12 protein-coding genes are annotated in these 14,070 nt (G+C 73.4%); 2 read left to right on the top strand and 10 right to left on the bottom strand.

Going from position 1 to position 14,070, the window contains the following annotated elements; all coding sequences use genetic code 11:
* Window positions 1-274: 274 nt before the first annotated feature.
* The 3 genes from CC117_RS12115 to CC117_RS12105 are packed head-to-tail and all read right to left on the bottom strand — an operon-like array spanning window position 275 to window position 3,446.
* Complete coding sequence (locus CC117_RS12115; protein WP_071083814.1) at window positions 275-1,051, bottom strand: UbiX family flavin prenyltransferase; 777 nt, start codon at window positions 1,049-1,051, stop codon at window positions 275-277.
* A 17-nt stretch (window positions 1,052-1,068) separates the two neighbouring features.
* A complete protein-coding gene (mqnP, locus tag CC117_RS12110; protein ID WP_084131982.1) occupies window positions 1,069-1,998 on the bottom strand; it encodes a menaquinone biosynthesis prenyltransferase MqnP in 930 nt (309 codons plus the stop codon).
* Window positions 1,995-3,446: a menaquinone biosynthesis decarboxylase gene (locus tag CC117_RS12105; RefSeq protein ID WP_071083994.1), complete on the bottom strand. Its 1,452-nt coding sequence runs from the start codon at window positions 3,444-3,446 to the stop codon at window positions 1,995-1,997. Before CC117_RS12105 ends, mqnP begins: the two co-directional genes overlap by 4 nt.
* Before the next feature lie 350 nt (window positions 3,447-3,796).
* On the opposite strand from CC117_RS12105, the gene CC117_RS12100 reads away from it, so the two are divergent.
* On the top strand, window positions 3,797-4,216 hold the full coding sequence (locus CC117_RS12100; protein ID WP_071083813.1) for a PLD nuclease N-terminal domain-containing protein: 420 nt from the start codon (window positions 3,797-3,799) through the stop codon (window positions 4,214-4,216).
* A 43-nt stretch (window positions 4,217-4,259) separates the two neighbouring features.
* On the opposite strand, the gene ccsB is transcribed toward CC117_RS12100, so the two are convergent.
* The 7 genes from ccsB to hemL form a co-directional block, all read right to left on the bottom strand.
* Window positions 4,260-5,405, bottom strand: a complete 1,146-nt coding sequence (ccsB, locus tag CC117_RS12095; protein ID WP_071083812.1) for a c-type cytochrome biogenesis protein CcsB — start codon at window positions 5,403-5,405, stop codon at window positions 4,260-4,262.
* Window positions 5,405-7,567, bottom strand: a complete 2,163-nt coding sequence (gene resB, locus CC117_RS12090) for a cytochrome c biogenesis protein ResB (protein ID WP_071083811.1) — start codon at window positions 7,565-7,567, stop codon at window positions 5,405-5,407. The genes ccsB and resB overlap by 1 nt, the downstream gene beginning before the upstream one ends.
* Window positions 7,564-8,568, bottom strand: a complete 1,005-nt coding sequence (locus CC117_RS12085; RefSeq protein ID WP_071083810.1) for a cytochrome c biogenesis CcdA family protein — start codon at window positions 8,566-8,568, stop codon at window positions 7,564-7,566. The genes resB and CC117_RS12085 overlap by 4 nt, the downstream gene beginning before the upstream one ends.
* A 7-nt stretch (window positions 8,569-8,575) precedes the next feature.
* Window positions 8,576-9,136: a TlpA family protein disulfide reductase gene (locus CC117_RS12080; RefSeq protein ID WP_084131980.1), complete on the bottom strand. Its 561-nt coding sequence runs from the start codon at window positions 9,134-9,136 to the stop codon at window positions 8,576-8,578.
* Window positions 9,137-9,447: 311 nt separating this feature from the next.
* Window positions 9,448-10,368, bottom strand: coding sequence for a methyltransferase domain-containing protein (locus CC117_RS12075; protein WP_071083808.1), 921 nt, complete (start codon window positions 10,366-10,368; stop codon window positions 9,448-9,450).
* A 29-nt stretch (window positions 10,369-10,397) separates the two neighbouring features.
* Window positions 10,398-11,042: a histidine phosphatase family protein gene (locus tag CC117_RS12070; protein ID WP_071083807.1), complete on the bottom strand. Its 645-nt coding sequence runs from the start codon at window positions 11,040-11,042 to the stop codon at window positions 10,398-10,400.
* Window positions 11,039-12,391, bottom strand: coding sequence for a glutamate-1-semialdehyde 2,1-aminomutase (gene hemL / locus CC117_RS12065; protein ID WP_071083806.1), 1,353 nt, complete (start codon window positions 12,389-12,391; stop codon window positions 11,039-11,041). The genes CC117_RS12070 and hemL overlap by 4 nt, the downstream gene beginning before the upstream one ends.
* Before the next feature lie 627 nt (window positions 12,392-13,018).
* Between hemL and CC117_RS12060 the strand changes: the two genes are divergently transcribed.
* Window positions 13,019-13,846, top strand: a complete 828-nt coding sequence (locus CC117_RS12060; RefSeq protein ID WP_084131977.1) for a PadR family transcriptional regulator — start codon at window positions 13,019-13,021, stop codon at window positions 13,844-13,846.
* Window positions 13,847-14,070: the final 224 nt, after the last annotated feature.

Here is a 14,070-nt window from a genome sequence, read left to right as displayed (position 1 = left end):
GCCCGACCGACGGGCCCCACCCGGCTCCCCTGGCTCTCCGGTCTGCCCGGTCCGGCCCGGCCGCCCGCCATGGCCAGGCGCCGCCGTTGAGGCGTCCTGGCCCGTCGACGGCGTGCCCGACGAGTTCCGGTTCCGCTTCCCCGCCATGCCGTCCGCCCGCCCCTCACCGCGGCGGGCACCGGCCCGCCACCGGACCGCGCCGCCCGCCTTTCGAGCAGGTCCGCCTGCCCGTCCACCAGGTCTGTTGTACGCGCCGCGCCCGCGGGCCGCCTCGTCACGGCTCCCGCTCGGCATCCCGACCGCCGCCCGGCCCGCCCACAGCGTCAGCTGCACGGGCCTGGCGGGCGTCGCCGAGGGTTCCCGTCCACCGCCGGAAGAGAGCGTTGGGGACGCCTGCGGCGTCCAGGACCCGGCCGGCGACGAAGTCGGCGAGATCCTCCACGTCACGCGCGCCGGCGTAGAACCCGGGGCTGGCCGCGGCGACCACGGCGCCGGCGGCGTCCAGGTCGAGCATGTGGCGCAGGGTCGCCCGGGTGTAGGGCATCTCGCGGGGGACCACGACGAGGCGCCGCCCCTCCTTGAGGGTGACATCCGCGGCGCGCTGGAGCAGGTCCTTGGAAAGCCCGAGGGTGATGCCCGCGACCGACGCGGTGCTGGCCGGCACGACGATCATGCCCCGGGTCGGGTAGGAGCCGCTGCTGGGGCGCGCGCCCAGGTCCGCGGGGGGGTACACGGTGACGAGGCAGTCGATCCGGTCGGCCAGGTCGTCCGCGTCGGCGCGGCGACGTCCGTCGGCCCGGGTCGTCAGCCAGGACGTCAGCGGGTCGCGCCACGCCCCGTCGCRCCAGCCGACACCGGTCTCGTCCAGCAGGGTGAGGCGGGCGGCGCGGGAGACCACCAGATCGACCGGCAGGTCCGCGGCGAGCAGCCCGCGCAGCACCGACGCGGCGTACGGAGTGCCACTGGCACCGCTGACTCCGACGACCCAGGGAACCCGCGGCTCGGTCGACTCCTGCAGGGGCCGGGGCTGGGGCGCGGGATCGTCGGGCACGGTGCAGGCTCAGGCGCTCAGGCGCCGAGGCCGCGGTTGATCAGGTCGATCAGGGCGAAGGCGAACAGTGCGATGCCGACGAAGCCGTTGGCGGTGAGGAACGCGCGGTTCACCCGGGAGAGGTCGGTCGGCGAGACGATGGCGTGCTCGTAGCAGAAGGCGGCGGCGGTGAGGGCGAGGCCGGCCCACCACCAGGCGCCGAAGTCCTCGAGCAGACCGAAGAGGACGAACAACGCGAACGTCACGACGTGGGTGACGATCGAGGCGGCGAGGGCCGCCCGGACCCCGAAGCGGGCGGGGACGGAACGCACGCCGATCCGGCGGTCGACCTCGGCGTCCTGGCAGGAGTAGATCAGGTCGAAGCCGCCGATCCAGGTGCCCACGGCGAGGCCGAGGACGACCGCCGCCCAGGACCACTCGCCGGTGATCGCGATCCAGGCCCCGACCGGCGCGACCGCCTGTGCGAACGCGAGCACCGCGTGCGGGAAGTCGGTGAACCGCTTGGCGTAGGAGTAGACGATCAGGGGGGCGACCGCGGCCGGGGCCAGGACCAGACACAGCCAGCCCAGCACCGCGGCCGAGCCGAGGAACACGGCGAGCGCCACGACCGAACCGACGACCGCGGTGCGGACCGACACCACCCCGGTGACGAGCTCCCGGCCGGCCGTCCGCGGGTTCCGGGCGTCGATCGCCCGGTCGATGATGCGGTTGGTGGCCATCGCGAACGTGCGGGCCGCCACCATCGCCACCGTGATCAGCGCGAGGTCGCGCCAGTGCGTCGTCCGCGAGACGTCGAAGCAGGCGGCGAGCGCCGCGACGTAGGCGAAGGGCAGCGCGAACACCGAGTGCTCGATGACGACGAGTCGCAGGAAGGCGCGCACCCGGCCGTGCGCGGGCTCGCCGGATGCCCGGCCGGGCATCCCAGGGGCGACGGCGGCGCCACTCAAAGGCCGTACTCCTTCCAGCGCCGGGTCACCCTGTCCCGGATGTCGGGGTCCATCACGATCTCCTCGGGCCAGCCGCCGTCGCGGCGATACCCCTCGGTGGGCAGCTTGCGGGTCGCGTCAACCCCGACCTTGCCGCCGTAGAACTGCTCGTAGGAGGCGTGGTCGAGGTGGTCCACCGGGCCGATCGTGGTGACCAGGTCGTGTGCGTAGTCCACATTGCCGAAGGCCCGCCAGGCGACCTCGTGGTAGTCGTGGACGTCACAGTCGGCGTCCACGACGATGATCAGTTTCGACAGTGACAGCAGGCCCGCGCCCCAGACCGCGTTCATGACCTTCTGGGCGTGCTTGGGGAAGCGCTTCTCGATCGAGACGATCGCGCAGTTGTGGAAGACCCCGGCCTCGGGCAGGTCGTAGTCGACGATCTCCGGGATCATCATCCGGATCAGCGGCAGGAAGATGCGCTCGGTCGCCTTGCCCATCGGCCCGTCCTCCTGCGGGGGACGCCCGACGACGATGCCCTGGAAGACCGGGTCGCGCTGCATGGTCATCACATCGATGTGCAGGGCGGGGAACGGCTCGACCGGTGTGTAGAAGCCGGTGTGGTCGCCGAACGGGCCCTCCGGGATCCGCTCCCCCGGCTCCAGCCAGCCCTCCAGCACGACCTGGGCGTTCGCCGGGACCTGCAGCGGCACGGTCAGGCAGTCGACCATCTCGACCCGTTCCCGGCGCAGGAAACCGGCGAACAGGTACTCGTCGATCTCGGCGGGCAACGGTGCCGACGACGCGTAGGTCACCGCGGGATCACACCCGAAGGCGATGGCGACCGGCAGCCGCTCACCACGCCGCTCGGCGACCGCGTGGTGGGCGTTCGAATCCTTGTGGATCTGCCAGTGCATGCCCACGGTGCGCGCGTCGTGCTGCTGCAGCCGGTACATCCCCAGGTTGCGGGCGCCGGTCTCCGGGTGCTTGGTGTGGGTGAGCCCCAGGTTCAGGAACTTCCCGCCGTCCTGCGGCCAGGCGTGCACGCCGGGGAGCAGGTTCAGGTCGACGTCCGAACCTTTCAGGACGACGTCCTGGCAGGGCGCGGTGCGGACGCGCCGCGGCGGCAGCGAGGTGAGCTGCGCCGCCTTGCCGAGTGCGGAGCGTACGCCGCCGAAACCGACGGGCAGCTCGGGGCGCAGCATCTCGCCGATCCGGGTGCCGATGTCGTCGAGGCGCTCGACGCCGAGCGCGGCCGCCATCCGCGCCTCGGTGCCGAAGACGTTGATGGCCAGGGGCATGTCGGCCCCTTCGGGCCGTTCGAACAGCAGCGCGGGCCCGCCGGCGCGGACCACCCGGGTGACGATTTCCGTCACCTCCAGGCGGGGGTCGACAGGGACCCGCACCCGGTGCAGGTCACCAGCGCGGTCGAGGTGCGTCAGAAACGCGCGGAGATCGGCCCAGGCCATGACGTCCATCTTTGCAGCGTCCGGTGGCGGCCGCCGGACGTACCCTGGTTGGAGGCACGTGAACCACCCGCCGCCTCATCTTCGCGACCAGTGAACATCCCCTTCGCGGACCGCCGGGACACGCCGTCCGTGGGAGAGGCAGACTAGGGACACATCAGACGTCCGGCCCAGGCTGCGCGGATCTGCCCCGAAACACGGGCGGATCGGGAACGACGGGGGCGGGCGGTGCTGGCACCGGCGGTCGCGCGGCAGGCTGGTGGGTCTTCGACCAAGGGCACGCCAACCCGGGGTGCTCGTGGCGGCCGCGCCGCGGTACGCCGCTCACGGCGAGCAGAGAGGAGCGGTCGGCCTTGCTGGGTCTCGCGCTGACATTCCTGATCATCGGTGTCTGGGTGTTCTCGGTCATCGATGTGATCGGCACACCTGCGGACGCGGTGAAGGTCGCGCCGAAGCCGATCTGGCTCATCATCCTGATCGTCTTCTTCTTCCTCGGGTCCATCTGCTGGTTCGTCTTCGGGCGCCCGCGGACGGTCTACGGCACCGCTGGCTACGAGCGTCACCACGCGTCGGACCACCCCGCCTTCGGCGGCCGCGGTCAGTGGGGCACCGAACGGCGCACCACCGGTTACAGCCGCTCGAGTGCGCCCCGGGCGGGGATGCGCCGCCAGGCCGTGCGCCCCGTCGGGCCGGACGACGACCCCGAGTTCCTGCGCCAGCTGACCGACCGCATCCGCGGYGGGGAGTCCGAGCCCCCCGCCGCGCGCGACTGACCTTCCGCCGCACCGTCCACGCGAGCGGCCCGCCGGAGCCGGATCAGATCCCCGCGTACGAGTGCAGGCCGTTGATCACCAGGTTCACCAGGTAGTAGTCGATGAACAGGGCGCTGAACGCCAGCAGCGAGACCGCTGCCGCGCGCCGCCCCCGCCAGCCGGCCGTCGCCCGCGCGTGCAGGTAGGCCGCGTAGATGACCCAGGTGATGAACGACCAGGTCTCCTTCGGGTCCCACCCCCAGTAGCGGCCCCAGGCCGCCTCGGCCCAGATGGCGCCGGCGATGATGGCGAAGGTCCAGATCGGGAACGCGAACGCGATGATCCGGTAGGTGATCGTGTCGAGCGTCGCGGATGAGGGCAGCCGCATCACGATGCCACCGCGGCTGYGCATCGCCCGGGATGCCTCCGCCCGGCCCGACGCCACCTCGGCCAGCCGGCTCTCCCACCGGTCCTTGAGCAGGAACAGCACCGTCGTGACGGCGGAGACCAGGAAGACACCGCTCGAGATGATCGCACCGGCCACGTGGATCTTGAGCCAGTACGAGTCCAGCGCCGGGACCAGCGGACCCGCAGCGACGTAGAGCACCGTCCCCGCGAACCCCATCGAGAGCACGACGGGGACCATCACGAAGACCCCGAGCCACCGGAGCGGCTGCCGCGCGATCAGGACGAGGAACGTCGTGACCGCGATGAGGCAGATCATGGACGAGAACTCGTACATGTTGCCCCAGGGGACGCGGTCGGCCGCGATCGCCCGCGTCACGACCGAGCCCACATGGGTCGCCCAGCCGACGATGGTCAGCACGACCGCGAGGCGGCCGATCCAGACCGAGGTGCGCGGTGTGACGCCGTCTGTCCCCGCCGGGCTGGTCCCCTTCCGCAGGGAGCCGTCGCCGGCCAGGCCGGTGCCGCCGTCGGTCCGCCCCGGCACGCCGCCGGAGGAGCCGGTGGTTCCGACCTCCCCGCCGCCGGCCGGAGCCGCGCCGACCAGCACGGCCTGCTTCGCGGCGGTCTCGCCCACGGCGTCCGCGGCCTCGGTCTCGTCGACCGCCGAGGCGCTGCCCGCGACCCGGCCGAGCCGGCTGAACGCGAACTCGGCGCCGAAGCCGAGCATGCCCACGGCATAGACGCCGATCGAGGTCCTGAACAGCAGATCGGACAGTTCTGCCATGCCTTCGTTGACCGGCATCAAGGCTCCCGTTCGCTGGTGGCGCTGGTGGTGCTGGAGGTGCTGCTGGACGTGGTGTTCGGGGTTGCGGCGCTCGGCGTCGTGGTACCCGGCGCCGTGGTACCCGGGGTGCCGGTGCTCGGGGTCTCTGCGCTCGGGGTGACGTCCTCCGGCGCCGTGTCGTCCCTGATCCGGCGGGTGAGCGCGGTCAGTTCGGCGGCGAAGCCCTGGGCGTCGGAGCGGGAGAGCCCGCCGATCTCGACGGTGCTTCCGCCGCCGTCGAGCGGCGTCGCCCGGACCCACACCCGCCGGCGCCGCACCCGCAGGCTCGCGATCAGTCCCGCGATGATCACCACGGAGGCGACGAGCACCAGGCCCTTGAAGGGATCGGACTTCGTCTGGAAGGTCGCGAACTCGCGGACCCCGTCGACCTCGAGCGACAGGCCGCCCGGCAGGCCGGTCAGCGTCCGCTGCTGCGGGTTGTTCGGCGCGACGACCTGGGCGATCCGGTCCGCGCCGGCCGGCCCGGTCATCGTGAACTGGGTCATGTCGCGGGTGTCGACGGTGTAGACGTTCTGCGGGATGCCCTCGTTGAGGTGCAGGTTGCCGACGAACCCGGTGAGGGTGAGCCCCGGCGCGCGAGCCGCCGGGAAGACCGAGACGTAGCCGTGCCCCGGGTCGAGCACCGTCGTCGGGGTGAACACCCCGCTGAACGCGAGCTGCTGCGGCACCCGGAGTTCGCCGAGCGGCGGCAGGCCGGTGTCCGGGATCTTCACGGTGCAGGTCGAGGTGAACATGCCGTCGCGGGGGGTGCAGGGCACGTACGACTCCCAGACGACCTCCCCGGCCGGGTCGCGCAGGACGAAGTGCGGGGCGTAGCCGTGCCCGATCAGATAGATCTTGGCGTTGCCGATCGCCAGCGGATGGTTGACCCGCACCGTGTCGGTCCTGGTCGGCGCGTCGCGATCCTCGGCGTACCGGACGTCGGCCCGGAAGTCGGCGGGCTGGCCGTTGTCCTGGTAGGTCGCCTCGAACCGGTCCAGCATCACCGAGAACGGCGGCAGGTCCACCGGGTCGACGAGCTCACCGCCGTTGTACTGGTCATAGGAGATCARGGTGTTCGCGAAACCGTTGCCGGTGATCACCAGCACCGTGCCCTGGTAGCCGAACCAGGAACCGAACCCCATGCCGGCGAGCAGCGCGACCAGCGCGAGGTGGAACACCAGGTTGCCGGTCTCGCGCAGATAGCCCTTCTCGGCGGCGGCGGAGTGGTCGGGGGTGCCGTCCGGCCGGCGGGCGTCGGCGGGCGCGACCGCGACCCGGAACCGCCGTCCGCGCAGCACGCCGCGGGCCCGGAGCACCGCCTCGTCGGCCTCGAACGGGCTGGTCCAGGTGCTGCCGCCGGGCAGTCGACCCGGCCGCGACGGCGCCTTCGGCGGGGCGGTGAACAGGGCGCGCGCGTGCCAGCGGACCCGCGACCACAGGCAGCCGATCAGCGAGATGAACAGCAGCAGGTAGATCGCGGCGAACCAGGGGGCGCCGAAGACGTCGAAGAAGGAGAACCGATCCAGCCAGGCGGCAAGCGAACCATGGTCGGCGAGGTACTCCTCGACCTTCATGGGGTTGACGTTGCGCTGTGGGAGGAGGGACCCCGGCACAGCCGCCACGGCCAGCATGAAGAGCAGCACGAGGGCCGTCCGCATGCTGGTGAGCTGCCGCCACGACCGGGCGATCAGCGCCACCGCACCGGCGCGCCCCCCGACCCTGCCGCGCCGGGTCGTGTCGGAGGGCAGGGCGTAGGGACTGCCGCCGCCGCGCCCGACCGGACGCGCGCCAGCCTCAGCTCCACCCGCCTCTGCGCGGCCGTCTCCCGATCTGTCAGCTCCTGCTCCGGCGACCTCCACCGGGCCGGAGCCTGACGGGCTCGTCCACGCCGTGGCGTCGCGGTCGGGTATCGCCGCCGCGTCGCCGCCCGCGACCGGGGCGCCATCCGTGCCGTCGCCGGCGGTGGTGGACGTCCGGTCCCTGCTGCTCTCCCGCTCCGTGCGCTCGGTCGGGTCGGTCCGGTCCGCCGCGCGCCGCGGAGCTGGCGGGTCGAACGCCTCCGGATCTTCCAGGACCGTCGGATCGTCCGGCATCAGCCCGTCGACATGGCCGGACGGGGCGGTGGGGCGTGTGGTCACAGCGGAGTCTCCGAGAATCCGGGCGCGTACGGGCGGAGCTCGGCGATGAGATCCGTCCAGGCACCGGTGAGCTGCAGGACGCCGACGATCACCAGCAGGGCGCCGCCCGTGAGCGCCAGGAGCCTCGCGTGGCGGCGCACCGCGAGCAGCGCGCCCGCGACGCGGCGGAACGCCAGTCCGACGACGAGGAACGGCAGCCCCAGGCCCAGGCAGTACACGGCGGAAAGGAACGCGCCACGGCCGACGGTGGCGCTCTGGGTCGCGAGCCCGAGCACGGCGGTCAGGGTCGGGCCGATACAGGGCGTCCAGCCGATGCCGAAGAGCACCCCGAGGGCGGGGGCGCCGAGCAGGCCCGGGGACGGCAGCCGGTGGAACCGCCATTCGCGGTTGGCCCAGGACGTCCGGGAGAACACACCGGCGAAGCTGAGCCCCATCACGATGGTCACCGCGCCCAGCACCTGGCTCAGCCCCACCTGGTGAACCCGCAGCCACTGGCCCAGCCCGCCGAACGCCGCCCCGTAGGAGACGAACACGACGGTGAACCCGAGGATGAAGAGGCCGGTGCCGGCGGTCACCCGCCCCGCCCGGCGGATGTCGCCCAGCCGCTCGCCCCACCAGGCCCGCCCGGCAGCGGCCCCGGCCCCGGCCCCGGGCTCGCCGCCGGCCGGCTGTGGACCGGCTGCGGGGGCGGCAGCCACGGCGTCCGCGGTTGGCCCCGGCGCGCCGGGAACGCCCACCGCGTCCGGAGCGGCCAGGGACGTGACCGGCGCGCCGACCGCGGCAGGGACCGGTACCTGCGCCTGCTCGGGCGCAGCGGTGGCCGGCTCGGGCTTCTCGGCGCGCCGCTGGAGGTCCTCGCCGGACAGGCCGGTGATGAAGGACAGGTAGCCGGGCACCAGGGGCAGGACGCAGGGAGACAGGAAGGACAACAGCCCGGCCGCGGCGGCCACGGGTGCGGCGAGCAGCAGCGGGCCGTCCGTGACGACGTCCACGACACCCATCCGGAACTCAGGCCTCCGTCCGGAGCCTGCCGAGAACGGCGGTGARCTCTTCGGGCACGACGCCGCCGGTGAAGCGGGCGGCTAGCCGCCCCTGGTCGTCCAGGACGACGGTCGACGGGAGCCCGATGGAGATCGGCCAGCCGGCGGCCAGGACGCCGGTCTCGTCAATGATGCTGGGGTAGGGCACCTGCTCGTCGCGGACGAACGCCCGGGCGCTGGACGGCTCGTCCTTCTCGTTCACGCCGACGAAGGCGACGTCCGGGTTGTCCTTCGCCAGTGTGACCAGGCCGTCGGTCTCGGCGCGGCACGGGGCGCACCAGGAGGCCCAGAAGTTCAGCACGACCGGGCGGCCCCGCAGGGAGGCCACGTCCARCTGCTCACCGTCCAGGGTCTCCCCCGCCATGCTGGGCGGCACCCGGCGCTTTCCGGGCTCCACGAAATCCTGCCCGGGCGCCTGTTGGACGAAGCCGTAGCCCCCACCACCGGTGGCGTCGACACTGTTCGCGTTGGCGGAGCAGGCCGCGAGCCCGCCCCCGGCCAGCAGCATGGCGGCGGCGGCTCCGGCCACCGCGCCGCGAGTCCGCCCTCTGTCCCGCATCGCGCCCAGGATGAGCCCGCTCCCTTCGATGCTGCCGTGCCCCTGCCGCAGTGGCCGTCTACGACCAACTGTAGAACTACGTCCTCCAGAGTAGGTGCCCCGAGAGTCGTCTGCGCCGGGGCTGGGCCGTTCGGCCCTGGGACGTCCGGCCCTGAGGCTTCGCCGTACTCCCGCGGCGCGGCGGGCACCGCCCCCGGGCCGGCCCGTCGCGGGGAGGGAGYACACCTCGGCCGTGGGGCGCATCTGCCGCGCAGTCGCAGCGGGTCCGGCGGCGGTGCAGGTCAGTCCACCGCCATCTCCGCCGCCCCCTGGGCACGGTCGATGACGAAGGACGCTGTGACCTCCATCGCGGTGCACCCGGCCGGCAGCACCGCCTCCAGTCGCCGCCGGAGCTCGGCCGCGCCGGTGTGGTGGCCGGTGGGGCCCATGAGGGCCAGTTCGACGAGCTCGTCCACCCCCAGCCGGAGGGTACGGGTCAGGGTCTCCGACGACAGCCGGGTGAACCGGCCGGCCAGGTCCTCGGCGAGCCGCGCCCGCTTGCCCGGGTGAATGCCGACCAGACCGAGCGGCCCCCGCAGCTCCACCAGGTGGTCATCGCCCGGGGTCACCAGCAGCAGCACCCCGCCCGGCCGGAGCAGACGGCGCATCTCCGGCAGGTTGCGCGGGGCGAACACGTCGAGCAGGACGTCCACCGACCTGTCAGGCAGCGGCCAGGGCCGGGCGACGTCGAAGGCCACCGCGCCGACCCGGGCATGCGCCCGGGCCGCCCGGCGCAGTGCCGGCTTCGACACGTCGACCGCGAGGCCGAGTGCCCGCGGGCGGGCGTCGACGACGGCGGACAGGTGGTGGGCCGTGCCGGCCCCGATCTCCAGCACCAGCTCGGGGTCCACCTCGCCAGCCCCGGCCGGCCCGACACCCCCCGGGCTGGTCATGGCGAGGCTGGCCAGCCGGGCGAGGCGGGCGGTGAGCGGCGCGTAGTGGCCACGCCCGAGGAAGTCGACCCGGGCCTGGACCATCTCCGCGGTGTCACCGGTCACCCGGCGGGCCTGCCCCGTCCGCAGGTTCAGGTAGCCGGACCGCTCGACGTCGAACGCGTGCCCACCGCCGCAGCGCAGGCCGGATGGCCCGGCGGGCCCGGCGGGCCCGTCCAGCGGCGCCGCGCACACCGGGCACCGCAGCAGCCGCAGCGCCGGGTGGATCACAGCCACGACCTGCTCGGGGGTGCGCCGGGTCAGGCGCCGACGGAGCCGGCCGCGTTCGCGGTCGGCCCGTTGGGCTCGGCGTAGTCCACCCGGACCAGCCGGTCGCCCCGGTAGACCGCGGAGGTGACGCTGGCGAGGGAACACTGCCGCCGGTCCGGGCGGTGCCACAGATGCTGCCCCTCCAGCGCCCGCCGGGCGGTCCAGACCGGGAGCTGGTGGCTGACCAGGACGACATGCCGCCCGGGGAAGGTGTCCCGCCACTCCGCGACGCTGGTGAGCATCCGGCTCGCGATCTCGGCGTACGGCTCGCCCCAGGACGGGGTCAGCGGGTTGCGCAGCAGCTTCCACATCCGCGGGTAGCGCAGGACGGCCGGCCCGGCCTCGAACGGCCGGCCCTCGAAGGCGTTGCGGCTCTCGATCAGCCGCGGGTCGACCTGGAGATCCACACCGTGGGCCTCGGCGATCGGGGTGGCCGTCTGCCGGGCGCGGTCCAGCGGACTGGAGACGACCGCGGCGACGTCCAGCCCGGCGAGGTACTCGGCGGTGACCTTCGCCTGCCGCTCGCCGGTCTCGGAGAGCCGGTAGCCGGGCAGCCGGCCGTACAGCACCTTCTCGGGGTTGAAGACCTCCCCGTGCCGGACGAGGTGCACCGTGGTCAGGTCCGCCCCGGTCACGCCGCGCCCCCGCCGACCAGCTCGGAGCCGGCCTCGACCGCGGCGGCCGCCCGGGCCGCCGCCGGTGCGACGGCGGCGATCCGCTCGACCGCCTCGTCGTCGTGCGCCGCCGAGACGAACCAGGCCTCGAACGCCGACGGCGGCAGGTAGACGCCGCCGTCGAGCATGGTGTGGAAGAACGCCGCGTACCGCTCGCTGGTCTGCTGCTTCGCTCCGGCGTAGTCGACGACCGCCGCGGCCTCGGTGAAGAACACGCTGAACAGCGACCCGGCGCTGTTCAGCAGGTGCGGCACGCCCTGCTCGGTGAGCGCGGTGGAGACGATGCCGGCGACGTCCGCCGCCCGCGCGTCGACGGTCGCGTAGACCTCGTCGGTGCAGGCGCGCAGGGTGGCCAGCCCGGCGGCGACAGCGAGCGGGTTCCCGGAGAGGGTGCCCGCCTGGTAGACGGGGCCGGCGGGGGCCAGCCGGGCCATCACGTCGGCCCGGCCGCCGAACGCCGCGGCGGGCAGGCCGCCGCCCATCACCTTGCCGAAGGTGAACAGGTCCGGCGCCCAGCCCTGCTCCGCGCCCTCCAGGCCCCACCAGCCCGTCGAGGAGACGCGGAAGCCGGTCATCACCTCGTCGAACACCAGCAGCGCGCCGTGGGAGTCGCACAGGCGCCGCAGGCCGGCGTTGAAGCCGGGCAGCGGCGGGACGACACCCATGTTCGCCGCAACGGCCTCGGTGATGACCGCCGCGATGCTGTCGCCGCGCTCGGCGAAGGTCGCCTCCACCAGATCAAGATCGTTGTAGGGCAGGACGATGGTGTCGGCGGTGGCCGCACCGGTCACACCGGGGGTGTCGGGCAGCCCGAGGGTCGCCACGCCGGAACCGGCCGAGGCGAGCAGCGCGTCGACATGCCCGTGGTAGCAGCCGGCGAACTTCACCACCGTGGAGCGGCCGGTGAACCCACGGGCCAGCCGGATGGCGCTCATCGTCGCCTCGGTGCCGGAGTTGACCAGGCGCACCTGCTCCACCGGGCGGATCCGGTCGACGATGAGCTCGGCCAGCTCCACCTCGCCGGGAGTCGGGGTACCGAAGCTCGTCCCCCGGGCCGCGGCTGCCGTGATCGCCGCGACGACGTCCGGATGCGCGTGCCCGAGGATCATCGGGCCCCAGGAGCAGACGAGATCGACGTAGGAACGGCCGTCGGCGTCGACGAGCCGCGGCCCCTCGCCGCCGACCATGAAACGGGGAGTGCCGCCGACGGCGCGGAACGCGCGCACCGGAGAGTTCACTCCGCCCGGAACAACCCGCTGGGCGCGCTGGAAGAGAGCCTCGGACGCCGGTGCGGCAGACGGAACCACCATGCCCCGATCCTTGCAGGTCTCGCCCGGGGCCGGCGCCCGGCGCGGCCACCCGGATCCGGTACCGCCGCTCGGGGCCGCCCGGCCGGCCCGCGGGGCCCGTGACGTACCTGACACGACGAAGGCCGCCGGCGGACGGGGGTCTGCCCCGGCCGCCCACCGGCGGCGGCTCACGGCCACCAGGCGCTCGCTGCCCGCGGATGGCCAACACCGGCCCGCGGGGCCCCGTCACGCTCCCGCGTCTCGCTGCCACCCGGGGTCTTGCCTGGCTGCCATGTCGATGATATGCCGCCGCCGCAGGACGGCCGCCCACCGGCACAGTCCCGCCCGTGGTCCCGTCCACCGACGGATGTGCTGGCAGAGCGCATCTCCGCCCGGGAGACCACCCGAAAGACCATGATCAATAGGCGCAGTTGTCCTGTATGTGCCTCCCCCTCCGGTCCGCCCGGTACCGCCGCGTCGCCGTCGCCGTCGCCGTCGCCGTCGCCGCAACAGGCTCCGCCTCCAGCCTCGCGAGGATTGACTCGGATCACTCCAGACCTGATACTCGGCCACGGATATTCGGAATCGGACGGCATTCGAGATCGGACACCGTGTCGGCAGGTCGAACAGCGGATTCGAGGAGGCGCGATGACACGGCGAAGGATGTCCAACCCGCTCGCACTCGCTGTCCTGGCGCTGTTGAACGAACGTCCGATGCATCCCTACGAGATCTCGACGACGCTGCGCGGACGCCGCAAGCAGGACAGCATCAAGCTGAACTTCGGCTCGCTCTACACGGTCGTCGAGGCACTCGAACGGGCCGGCCACATCACTGCGACGGCGACCGTGCGGGCGGGCCGCCGCCCCGAACGGACCATTTACGCCATCACCGACTCGGGCCGCACCGAGCTCGACGACTGGATGGTCGAGCTGGTCAGCACTCCGATGAAGGAGTACACCCGGTTCGAGGCGGCGCTCTCCCTGCTGCCGGTGCTGCCGGCCAGCGAGGTCGTGGGTCTGCTCCGGGAGCGGCGCCAGCGGCTTCTGGAGGACGCGGAGGCGGCGAAGGCCACCGGCAGGCTCGCCAAGGTGGCAGGCCTGCCGCACATCTTCCGTCTGGAGGGCGAGTACGTGGACGCCCTCCGCGACGCCGAGCTGCGTTACGTCGACGAGCTGATCACCGCACTCGTCGAGCGCACCCTCGACGGGATCGAGCTGTGGGATGTGTTCCACGCGGACCCGGCCCGGCCCGAGGAGACCACCAGGCTGCTGGCCGCCGCCGAGGAACGGATCGCCGAGGGCCGGTGGGCGGCGCTCCCGCCGTCCGTCGTCTCCGACGTGCGGGCGAACGCGCAGGGGCGGCGGGAGATCGAGGCGGCCGGGCCCGACACCGGGCAGGGCGAGGGGCCAGGCGGCAGCCCGGCCCGCGACGGCCACCCGGGCGACGGAACCGCCACGACGGGGAGGCCGGGATGACGACGTGACCGGAGACGGATCCCGGCGCGGTGCGGCAACACGGCGCCGGGATCCGTCCAGCGAGCGACCGACCACGCGGTTCCCACCGCGCGAACCAGTCATCTCCCCAGATCGACGATAGTCGTCGCTGGTTCGTGGAAGGCCGGCCCGCTCGCGCTCAGGCGRCCTGCCCCGCGCCCGACCGCGTGTCCCGCGGTCCGGGCCCCGGGCGGCCGGGCAGCTGC

Origin of the sequence: Parafrankia colletiae (assembly GCF_001854655.1) — a bacterium.
GTDB classification, from domain to species: Bacteria; Actinomycetota; Actinomycetes; order Frankiales; family Frankiaceae; genus Parafrankia; species Parafrankia colletiae.
Note: the sequence above shows the minus strand (reverse complement) of the source record. Positions and strands in the feature narration are given on the sequence as shown.